This is a genomic window from Chamaesiphon sp., from assembly GCF_041737865.1.
Classification (GTDB): Bacteria; Cyanobacteriota; Cyanobacteriia; order Cyanobacteriales; family Chamaesiphonaceae; genus Chamaesiphon.
This window is the reverse complement of record NZ_JBGSQZ010000007.1, coordinates 1-10,065: the sequence shown is the minus strand read 5'-3', so window position 1 is coordinate 10,065 and position 10,065 is coordinate 1. Positions and strand designations below refer to the sequence as shown.

Sequence of the window (10,065 nt, the reverse complement as noted above, 5' to 3'; positions counted from 1 at the left end):
TTGAATCGCGGCTCTCACACCGCCAAAGCCGCCTACAGAATAAGAAACGATGCCTGCCGGACGAAAATAGTACTCTTCTAAGAAATGATCCATCAAATTACTCAAGCCGGGTTGAATGGAATGGTTGTACTCTCCAGCTACCACGACAAAGCCATTAGCGGTTCTAATATGCTCCGCTAATTCCTCCATTTTTTCAGGGGCTTGTCCCTGTTCGTATTCTTTGTACATGCGATCGAGAATCCCAAAGTCATACTCTTTGGCATCCGCAAAAATTACCTCATGATTTCTCTCCTGGAGTCGATCGATAGTGAATCGGGCGGCTTTGATCCCCTGGCGATCGCGTCGGTAAGAACCGTAGAAGACGACTGTTTTGAAATTCATAGATTACTCGCCTCATCCAGAATTTGTTCTTTCATGAGATAATAATTACTCCATAAATGAGGCTTTATCTACATATATCCTTATCTACGGAACAATCTATTGAATCTATCAAAAGGCATAAATTAGAGAGTCTTGCTTTAACTGCGTAACTCATGACCGTCGAATGATTCTGGTTGTACTAAATGTTTTTCCTCACTATTAGTTACCCCTATCGAGACCCGATTCTCCAGGGGAGAGGCTACTGTGCCTACGGCAGGCTATCGCCAACGACTTCGCTCGGTAGGAGTCCGCCACCGAAAATTACCTGTGCGAGCAGTTCGCAAGCGTTCCGCAACTCATAGGATACGAATTTGGCTGTCTGATGATGACAGATGATAATTCCCCACAAGCGTCCATCTTTGATGAGGAAAATCGTCAAGGATGCACGGACACCCATATTCTGGAGGTATTCAGCGTGACAGGGATCGGGACTGCGGAGCATGGCGCGGCTTAGATCCGTAAGCTGTTCCGTTAGTGGATTGAGAGCGGGAATTAGTTGCACTGACTCATCCTGAACGTCAGAGATCGCCCCAATCCGATTGGAGGGAAACATTTCCCGCGCTGGTTGGGGAATATCCGACTTAGGGAAATGCAAGCCCAGATAAGAATCCATTTCAACTACTTTCTCTTGAAAAGGTGTTCCACTTGTCTGGTCGGGTGACCCGATTCGTGACAAGTTAAGAAAAACCGAGGTTTGTCAAGGGGAGAAAGAAAAAATGTCAAACTGTTACTAGCAAAGAGTTAGAACCAAATTTGACACATGCCTAAAAAGCGGACAACAAATCGCGACCACGCCAAGCGACAACAACGTCCGATGATGGAAGAGGAGGTGATAGCAGCACAACTAGAACAGCTAGTCACACCAGCAGTAGTAGCACAAGAGAAGTACTATCGCCAACTCGGAATGAGGGACAGAATCCTGAATCTGCCGCTAATGGTAGCAGCAGTGCTGACACTAATCTGGCGAGATGTAGCTGGAGTCAGAGAACTCAGCAGAATACTCGCCAGAGAAGGATTTCTATGGTGTGAACCAAAACAAGTGAGTCAGCAGGCATTATCACAGCGATTTTTGACATTTCCCGCCGAAATATTTGAGAAAGTATTCAAGGAATTACTCCCAGAATTTGAGCGAAAATGGCACAGTCGCAAGCAAAGACCACTACCGGAAAGCATTCAATTTGCCCAAACTAAATTTGCGAGAATTTGGGCTAGTGACGGTTCAACATTAGAAGCAGTCTTCAAAAAATTAGAAAGTCTGGCAGATGTGCCAAAAAATCAATTAGCTGGGAAAATAGGAGTAGTCATCGATTTAGTAACTAGATTACCAGTAGAAATTTGGTTTCAGGAGAAAGCCGCCGCTAGTGATATGAAATTTGAGGCAGATATCTTGAAGCTGGTTAAGCCCCAGACATTGATCTTGCTAGATCGAGGATTCTGTCATTATCAGTTTTGGCAACAACTAATCGAAGGAGATGTTCATTTAATTACCCGACTAAATAACAAAGCATCATTTACGGTCGAGAGAGTCTTGAGCAATAGTTACAGCATTCGCGATCACCGCGTCAAAATGGGTGCTGGTACTACTCCCTTCCCGCCAGAAGAGTATAGATAATGGTTGAACCCTATTACTGTCTGACGATTATTTTCCAACCGCAGAGACACAAAGGGCACAGAGAGTATAGAGAAATTGTTAATCTATAGTCTTAGAGCGGGAAGGGAGTAAGAAAATTCCTTGTATCACAATGAGACTAGTAGAAATTAGAGTGGGCAAATCTTGGTATTCTTACTTGACCAGCGTGCTCGACCCACTGATTTTACCTCCTTATGTAGTTGCCGATTTGTATGGCAGAAGATGGCGAATCGAAGAGGCATTTAATACTGTCAAACGATTGTTAGGCTTGAGTTATATCTGGACGGGTTCACTCAACGGTATTAAATTGCAACTCTGGGGGACTTGGCTATTTTATGCTGTTTTAGTCGATCTCGGTGATGCTGTCGCAGATGAGGTATCTCTTCCGTTCGGCCGCATTTCTTTAGAGATGATTTATCGTGGTCTTTATCATTTCTATGTTGCCCATCACAAAGGTTTAGCTACTGACCCTATCAAGTATTTTGCAGATCCAGCAAATAGAGATCTGGGAATTGTTAAATCTATCCGCAAACCATTCCAGAAATTGATTATTGACCCCTTCCCAGATCGAGTGAACAGGGAAGGGCTATTCTTTTTTGAACCATCCGCTCAACCCTGCTTGACAACTGCACTCGCGCCTTAACTTGTCACGAATCGGGTGACCCGCCCAGTTGGGAAACAAGCGACGTTTGTGGGGGAAGCTTCCCCCACAAAGCTCGCGCCCCAAGACCGCACTTTTCGCTATCCTCTGCGATGACTTCACCATGTCCATCCGCAGCAAATTTGTAGAGTATGACTCGATCGAATTCAGTTAGCTTCCGCACTTCTGCGACCATAATGCGATCCAAAGCAGGCAAATCGGCAGTTGCGGTCAATTGACTACTAGCCGATTTTCCTTGCAGAATTGAGTCTTTCGCTAGGTGATAAAAACTTTGCAAAGGAATATGTTCGTCTTTTTGGGTTGGTTCCAATTCTAGAATTAGATAGCCATCAGGACTCCGATGAAAAACAGCATCAAAGATCCGGTAATTATCCTTAGATTTTGTTACCCATACTTTCGTATAATTGTTACCATCGAAACTCCGATCTGTCAATCCAGCTCGAAATTGCTCGACCTGGAAGACATCTAAAAACGTTTCCAATGGCTGTCCGATGACTCGACTTGGAACGACTTCAAACGCACCGATCGTATTATTGCTAACTTGTAAAATCTTTAAATCTGGCTCTTGCAAAACCAGCAATATGCCATGAGATTGAATTTCCATTAAAACATGAACCGATGAAGATTTTAAGCTGATGGGATTAAAATTCTGGGGATCTGGATTAGCAACTTCCATTTTCACTCATCTAGATCGTATTCGATTGTTAGTCGAGCTGGATGACAGCGTTTTACCTGGGTTTTAATTCCTTGAGCAGCTTCGCCTTCAAGGTCTTCGACATAGCCACACACCGCTTGATGAGCTAACTCTGCACCACGAAAAGGGCCAAAGTAGTAAGTACATCGGGGCTGAGTTGTCAAAACTTCAATCCACCAAGCCTGCCCCAAGAAATCTAGAGCATTAGTCCAGATTTCATCGATCTTCATCAGTGTTTTATTATTTAAAATTTGATTTATTATCAAGCGTAGTAAAGAAAAAATATCTTTTCATTATTGTGTCGATTCTTTTGAGTTTTTGTAAAAACTAATAACTTGAGAATACTATGGTACAGTTTCAAACCAACATCAGATGCTACCCAAGCTCCATAACTCGCTCGGAAAGTGTTAATAGAAAGGCTAGGTTTGTTGCTGCTGTAATGGCATGGTGTGCCGCAGCAGGTATGAAAATAAACACTCCCGCTTCCAAAACAAGCTCTTTGCCTTCCAACGTTAATACACCTTGTCCTTCAATTACATTAACAGTGGCATTACGCGGATTAGTATGTTCGGCAATGTGCATTCCTACACCTAGCATCATTAGCGTATATCGGCAGTTAGCATCTTCTAATAAAATCTTGCTCTTAACTCCAGTCTGGGGATACAGCACTTCCGGCTGTCACGAGGTACACTTTTTTATCCTTAGCCTACTTGCTGAATAGCTTTCATGAATTAGGTTGTACCTCATAGCTGCCGGAAGTGCTGTATTCAATGATATCTGCCCAGCGAATTGCAGCAGTATTCAAGGATATTATCGTTTCAGTCATGGGATTATTCCTTTAGTTGGGAGAGATTAATATGAATAGAAACACCCGTGGATTAAATGTCATAAATTATGGAAAGACAATTTTGGAGATCGGTGCATGTCCCAAAAATATGTAGGCAGCAGATCGCAGTACACTTTCAGAATAGATGATTTTTTGGACAGCTAAACTTGGCGCACGTTTTGCGGTGGCATTGTAAGTTGCGATTTCACCTTCGGGGCTAAAATCACTAGATATTTTATTGAGGCTCAACTCCCTATCTCACTAGAGAGTTGAACGGGATGAATAAACTTTAGATAACTAAGTCTTGACTAAGCCATTGCCATGGACATTTGACGGCAAGACTCGGCACAGTGACGACAAGATTCGGCACAACGACGACAATGCTCGTGTTCGTACTTGGCACATTCAGTAGCACACCGATTGCAAGCATCGGCACAAACCGCACACAGTTGTATATGTAAGTCGGAAGTGCGGCTCATAAATCGGGTGCAAAGAGCGCAAAGATCGGCGCAATCACGGCAGGCTTTGATGCAAGCAGCCATCATCTGCACCATGTCACTATCCAGACAGGCAGTGGCGCAAAATTCACAGTCTTGGAGGCATTTAAGGCAGGCTTCGATACAAGCTTCGAGTTGAGAGTTACGAGATTGAGTAGTAGTCATCAGATTACTCCTAAAAAAACGTTTGCAAACATTTTGATGTTTGCTGCTCTAATTTTCACTAATAATCTAGAATGAATAAATCAGCCTATAGGCATAGAATATTTAATTATGCTCGTTTTTCTACCACGATCGTTAGATGAGCAACCATCGCGCCAATCGATCCCACAGCAGCCAGAATCGGGAAGAAAGCCGCACTGATGGCACCACCAACCACGCCAACAGTTAAAGGAATTTCAATTAATATATGCCCCTCTTCATTTTTGAGAATAATCCGCCGAATGTTGCCTTGATGAATCAGTTCTTTGATTTTGGCACCCAAGGCATCACCCTTGATACTAAATTCTTCAACTCCAATCTTTTCTTTTTTTTCTTCATGCTCGCCAGTTACTAACTCAGACTGGATTGTTTCGACATTTTCTTGAAAGTTGTCATTTGGTACATTCATGTTATTAGTTCCTGTGGTTAGTTATATTTACAAATTAAAGAAGATCGGCAGTAAACCGATCGCGGGTAGTCGGTTGCTGCAAAATTAATTCTTCACCGCCTAAAGGATGTTTACTATCATTGGCACATCCTCTCCTTTGGAGAATCGATTGTCCGCCAACAGAGATAAAAACTTTAGCGTTAGGATCGAGAGTACTAGCTGTATGAATCACTCGATTGATTCGATAAATCCGTTCGCACGGCATCTGTCTGTGCCGAAAGCAGGCTATTCAAACACTTATCTGCACCGTAAGCTCATTCCGCAAACTAGAATAGCCAGAGTAACCAGGATTCGCATTACTAGGTATGATGCTCCAAAGTTGTCCGAGAGCATTGCTACATTTAGCAATCGTTAGTCGATTGTTTTTACCATCATCGATTGTAGTTAAACAATTGTCAGTGCCTGTAAATGGAGTTTGCAAGCGATATAATTGAGGATTTGTTTCACTAGCTGTTAAACTCCAGCGTTGTTCAGAAACATTAGCACATCTAGCCATAGTTAGTTTGTTATTATCACCATCATTAATAATATCTAAACAATATCCCGATCCTGTCAATGTATTTCGCAAACGATTTTGCTTGACCTGAGCGTTAACTTATTGAGATAATAGACTAACTAGAACTAATGGTAAAGCTATTGCAATTTTTTTGAATTGCGCGATCGAAGCTTATATCTGCATTTCTTTTATTCTATTAGTAAAGATCGAGAATTTTCATCTCTCAAAATAGAGAGCTTTTAGCTGTGGATCGAGTCAATATGTATAGGGAATTTGAATTTAAAGATTAGATCGATCGTATCTCTCGATCGATTGAAATTGGCGATCGATCTCAGTTTTCCCATTTGAGTTTGGTTTGAATACTCGACTTGAGTGCAAGTACCCAACCTAATAGTTGCCAAAATCGGTCGATGGCAGTTTTCATCATTCAAGTCCTGTTGGTTAAAGTTCAGCTTGCTACTTTGCCACGCGTCGTCCTGCACCCGAACAAGTTCCTCTAATTGTAGTAGTCGATGGGTTAGCTGTACATCTGGCAATTGAGAGAGTGTTTTGCAGTTGAATCTGTTTGTGGCGATAGATTAGTCGTACTTATATCAAAAAATATTGTCCCAGCTTTTATTCTTCTACGCGACTCGATCGGATTTCTGTTCTTTGAGAAATTTCTACCTTGCCAGGTTGAAACCATTCAAAGTTGATGTTCGCTAAACGAGCTTAAATGTTTCCAAAGAGGGACGTTTTTACTCAATAGAAGCTGGACTATAGTTGTGAGCGGTGATTACCTGTAGGGAAATCTGATTCACAAACAGATAAAACACCAGATTTCTCCTCGAAGTATGACTTAGTTCACCTCGATCGCCCAAATTACTTTTTAGTTAATAGAAGCCCAATGGTTACTCTTCTTAGAACATCTGGTTTACTCTTAAGCTTACTGGTTGCAGTTGGCGGATCGAGCTGTACTTCACTTCAAGAGCGCAGTAATGTACCACAGCAGTCTACTTCTGTTACTTCTACGGCACCATCCTCTTCTGCACCTCAAGACGATCTAAGTGCGGTTGTGCCAGTTGTACGCCGAGTTGGATCTGCCGTCGTGCAAATTAACACATCGCGCACAGTGCGAGAATCAGTTGAAGGTTTTGGCTTAGATGAGTTTCGCGGCAACCGAGTCCCGCGTCCAGAGCAAGTGCAGCGGGGAACGGGATCGGGCTTCATTACGACTGCCGATGGGCAAGTGATTACCAATGCTCATGTGGTTGCGGGTGCAGATACCGTCACTGTCGTTCTCAAAGATGGCCGAAATTATCCAGGGCGCGTGGTTGGCTCTGATTCTATTAGCGATCTGGCAGTTGTTAAAATCGACGCGACCAATTTGCCGACGATACCATTAGGCGATTCAAATGCCTTAGTCCCAGGACAACTTGCGATTGCGATCGGCAACCCGCTCGGACTGAGTAATACCGTGACGCAGGGCATTATCAGCGCGACAGAGCGATCCGTTGCGGAAATTGGCATTCCAGACAAACGAGTTGCCTTTCTCCAAACGGATGCTGCCATCAATCCAGGCAACTCTGGTGGACCGTTGTTGAATGCAGCAGGAGAAGTGATTGGTGTCAATACGGCGATTATTCAGGGCGCACAAGGAATTGGATTTGCGATTCCGATTAACACTGTGAAGACTGTATCTGGGCAACTTGCGACGAAAGGACGAGTCGATTATCCCTACATTGGAATTCAGATGGCTGCTCTGACACCACAGCTACGAGCTGCGATCGATCGCAGTAATCTTGGCTTTCAAATCACACAAGATAAAGGAATTATCGTGTTAAAAGTATTGCCGAACACCCCGGCTGCTCGCGCGGGAATGCGTGCAGGGGATGTAATTGTTAGCGTCAACGGGACTGCCATTGAGAGCGTCAATCAGATTCAACAGCAAGTTGATGCCACCGGAATTGGCAAGCCCATGCAAATAACCGTGAGTCGGAACGGAAATGCTCAACAGCTTGCGGTTCGTCCAGAAGCATTACCTGCTCGACCGTCTAGTCAAGGTTAGAAGCATAATTGGCGATCTCGCTTGAGGATTCTGTAAAATATAGGATCTCTTAAAATTCTTAAGACGATCTTGCTGAAGATCGAGCCGTGCATGATGTCTTGACAGTATCAAAAAATTATGCGAGCAGCGATCGACCTGAGCATAGACTGCGATCGAAAACAGCACAATTACATCGTCACTTTTATCATATTTTATTGCCTAATTTTCATTGGCAGCACAGCCCGATCGGCGATTGTCATGGCAATTTCCGAATCACAGAATGTTATCTTAGCTGTAGACTCGAACTAGAGTTGTGGCAATAGAGATCGACTCAAGCTTACTAATTGTGGTCTTGTTGCATTTCTCTCACTCCGCATAATTCGATTGCGATGCCAGCCAGCGGGATCGATAAAAACACGCCAATTAATCCTGCCACCTTCGCACCTACGAGCAATGCAAGAAACATAATTACCGGATTCAGATCGATCGATCCTTGCATAATTTTAGGCATGAGCAGGTTTTCTTGAACTTGCTGAAGCAGAATGCAACTTACCAAAGTCATTAGTGCTAGAACAATTCCTTGCTGTAAAATAATCAGCGACACTAAGCTGACTCCCAGCGTTGCGCCAATCCCTGGAATCAAATCGAATACACTCACGATCGCTGCCAATCCTAATGGAGAATTAACTCCTAACACTAGGAACACAATATAAATAGAAATACCAAAGAAAACACTCAGGATTAATCTTCCCCAGAAAAATCCCAGGAAGTTTTTTCGTACCACCTCTGTAACGCGATCGCGCATTCCGATCGGGAAAATTCGCAGTAGTAAATTCCACAATCGTTTGCCATCAAATAGCATAAATAAAGCCACAACTGCAATAATCACTAAATCAAGCAAATTTCCGAAGATATTCTGTAACATTGCTAACCCAAACCCTACTGTAGAAGGTACTTGAGTCCGAAGTTGAGATTCAAGTTCGCTCAGATCGATATTGATGTTCCATCGCTGGAGAAAGACGATCGACTGCTCGACAGATGCGATCGCGTTATCCAATAACTGTGGTGCCTGAGCGATTAGCTGCTGTATCTGTGAAAAAATAGCAGTTCCGATTGTGGCGACGATCGCCACTAACATTAATAGACTGAGCAAAAAGGTCGAAACAACAGCAATTGGGCGCGGCATGATGCGAGCTAGCCACTGCACTGGAAAGCTCAGTAAGAATGCAAAAATTGCCGCAAATATAAAAATAATAATTATCGAGCTAAAGTAGACTGCGATTTGAACGATCGCCCACGCCAGCACGAATAACAACACATAGCGAATTAGCTTGGTGTTGTTAAAATTATCCCAGATTGACTGATGTTTGGGTTGGCTCATGTATAATTATTTCTCGCTTTAGCTTGAATCTCACCTGAGCAATGACACGCTTTACTTTCAGCCTGATTGCCTTTGATATTGCTGTCGATATCGATCCTAAATTTTTAGTTCCACCTTCGATCGTACACAAGATAGCACTTGCTGACTCTCTACCTTTAGGGAGATCCGATCGTCTCCTCAATTGTAGAGAGTACATGCGATTTTGAATCGTTATTTTTATTTGATTCACCAGCATTGATGGGGTCGGTTGTCGAGGCATTTTGCAGCACTTCGATCGTTGTCTGCAATCGAACGGTGGGGGTGGTTGCTAGTTCAGTTTTAACAAGATAGCGACGCTCATTCTGAGTACCGGAGCCAACGGGTTGAATTTGCCATTGAGTTTGGAGATAGTTCTCGATCGCTAGCGATCGATCCTGAGCGAGCGTGCCAATTTCCGATGGGGTTTGCCCAGATTGTAGCTCGATTTGCAATGTCGGATTTTGTTGGATCGCTCGACCGATTCGATCGAGTATTTTCGTTTGGCTGGGTGGGATTTGCGATCGATCTAACTCAAAGGTGACTGTTGCCAAAATGGGAGCGAGTCGAGTGAATATCACCTCGGCTGTCGGATAATCTAATTGCCTGCGGATATCCTCGACCATTACTGCTTGTCCATCGCGATCGATATCTCGCTCGCTCAAGTAACTAATCTGCATTTTCAACGGTGCCACGGGGCTAGTAATGGCCTCATAACTCACCAATCGAGCTAGGGGCGGTAGTATTAAGGATTCGATCGCTAGTTTGGC

General features: G+C 43.5%; 12 protein-coding genes and 3 pseudogenes. 2 read left to right on the top strand and 13 right to left on the bottom strand.

The window, feature by feature from the left end:
* Both ACEW9J_RS00395 and ACEW9J_RS00390 read right to left on the bottom strand, forming a co-directional pair.
* The coding region (locus ACEW9J_RS00395; RefSeq protein WP_373543176.1) for an NADPH-dependent FMN reductase at positions 1 to 381 on the bottom strand (381 nt) is incomplete at its 3' end.
* A gap of 295 nt (positions 382 to 676) precedes the next feature.
* Positions 677 to 1,051 (bottom strand): annotated as a pseudogene (locus ACEW9J_RS00390) (GAF domain-containing protein); the annotation flags it as partial.
* 183 nt (positions 1,052 to 1,234) lie between these two features.
* Between ACEW9J_RS00390 and ACEW9J_RS00385 the strand changes: the two are divergent.
* Positions 1,235 to 2,693 (top strand): annotated as a pseudogene (locus tag ACEW9J_RS00385) (IS4 family transposase).
* 4 nt (positions 2,694 to 2,697) lie between these two features.
* Here the strand turns inward: ACEW9J_RS00385 and ACEW9J_RS00380 are convergent.
* The 9 genes from ACEW9J_RS00380 to ACEW9J_RS00340 form a co-directional block, all read right to left on the bottom strand.
* Complete coding sequence (locus ACEW9J_RS00380; RefSeq protein WP_373543175.1) at positions 2,698 to 3,387, bottom strand: hypothetical protein; 690 nt, start codon at positions 3,385 to 3,387, stop codon at positions 2,698 to 2,700.
* A 2-nt stretch (positions 3,388 to 3,389) separates the two neighbouring features.
* Entirely contained in the window at positions 3,390 to 3,635 is a 246-nt protein-coding gene (locus tag ACEW9J_RS00375; protein ID WP_373543174.1) for a DUF1816 domain-containing protein, read from the bottom strand.
* A gap of 145 nt (positions 3,636 to 3,780) precedes the next feature.
* A complete protein-coding gene (locus tag ACEW9J_RS00370) occupies positions 3,781 to 4,074 on the bottom strand; it encodes a cupin domain-containing protein (protein ID WP_373543173.1) in 294 nt (97 codons plus the stop codon).
* Between the two features lie 223 nt (positions 4,075 to 4,297).
* Positions 4,298 to 4,480, bottom strand: a complete 183-nt coding sequence (locus tag ACEW9J_RS00365) for a hypothetical protein (protein WP_373543172.1) — start codon at positions 4,478 to 4,480, stop codon at positions 4,298 to 4,300.
* 59 nt (positions 4,481 to 4,539) lie between these two features.
* The gene (locus ACEW9J_RS00360) at positions 4,540 to 4,893 is read right to left on the bottom strand and encodes a four-helix bundle copper-binding protein (RefSeq protein WP_373543171.1); all 354 of its coding nucleotides are present in this window, start codon (positions 4,891 to 4,893) and stop codon (positions 4,540 to 4,542) included.
* Between the two features lie 106 nt (positions 4,894 to 4,999).
* Positions 5,000 to 5,338, bottom strand: a complete 339-nt coding sequence (locus ACEW9J_RS00355) for a DUF4342 domain-containing protein (protein WP_373543170.1) — start codon at positions 5,336 to 5,338, stop codon at positions 5,000 to 5,002.
* Between the two features lie 34 nt (positions 5,339 to 5,372).
* A complete protein-coding gene (locus ACEW9J_RS00350) occupies positions 5,373 to 5,582 on the bottom strand; it encodes a hypothetical protein (protein WP_373543169.1) in 210 nt (69 codons plus the stop codon).
* Between the two features lie 24 nt (positions 5,583 to 5,606).
* Positions 5,607 to 5,945 carry an RICIN domain-containing protein gene (locus ACEW9J_RS00345; protein ID WP_373543168.1) on the bottom strand — a complete coding sequence of 113 codons (339 nt, stop codon included), beginning with the start codon at positions 5,943 to 5,945 and terminating at the stop codon, positions 5,607 to 5,609.
* 167 nt (positions 5,946 to 6,112) lie between these two features.
* Positions 6,113 to 6,355, bottom strand: coding sequence for a hypothetical protein (locus ACEW9J_RS00340; RefSeq protein WP_373543167.1), 243 nt, complete (start codon positions 6,353 to 6,355; stop codon positions 6,113 to 6,115).
* Positions 6,356 to 6,759: 404 nt separating this feature from the next.
* Between ACEW9J_RS00340 and ACEW9J_RS00335 the strand changes: the two genes are divergently transcribed.
* Entirely contained in the window at positions 6,760 to 7,920 is a 1,161-nt protein-coding gene (locus ACEW9J_RS00335; protein WP_373543166.1) for an HhoA/HhoB/HtrA family serine endopeptidase, read from the top strand.
* Between the two features lie 319 nt (positions 7,921 to 8,239).
* Here the strand turns inward: ACEW9J_RS00335 and ACEW9J_RS00330 are convergent, their stop codons facing one another.
* Entirely contained in the window at positions 8,240 to 9,280 is a 1,041-nt protein-coding gene (locus ACEW9J_RS00330) for an AI-2E family transporter (RefSeq protein WP_373543165.1), read from the bottom strand.
* 155 nt (positions 9,281 to 9,435) lie between these two features.
* A pseudogene (locus ACEW9J_RS00325) lies at positions 9,436 to 10,065 on the bottom strand (hypothetical protein); the annotation flags it as partial.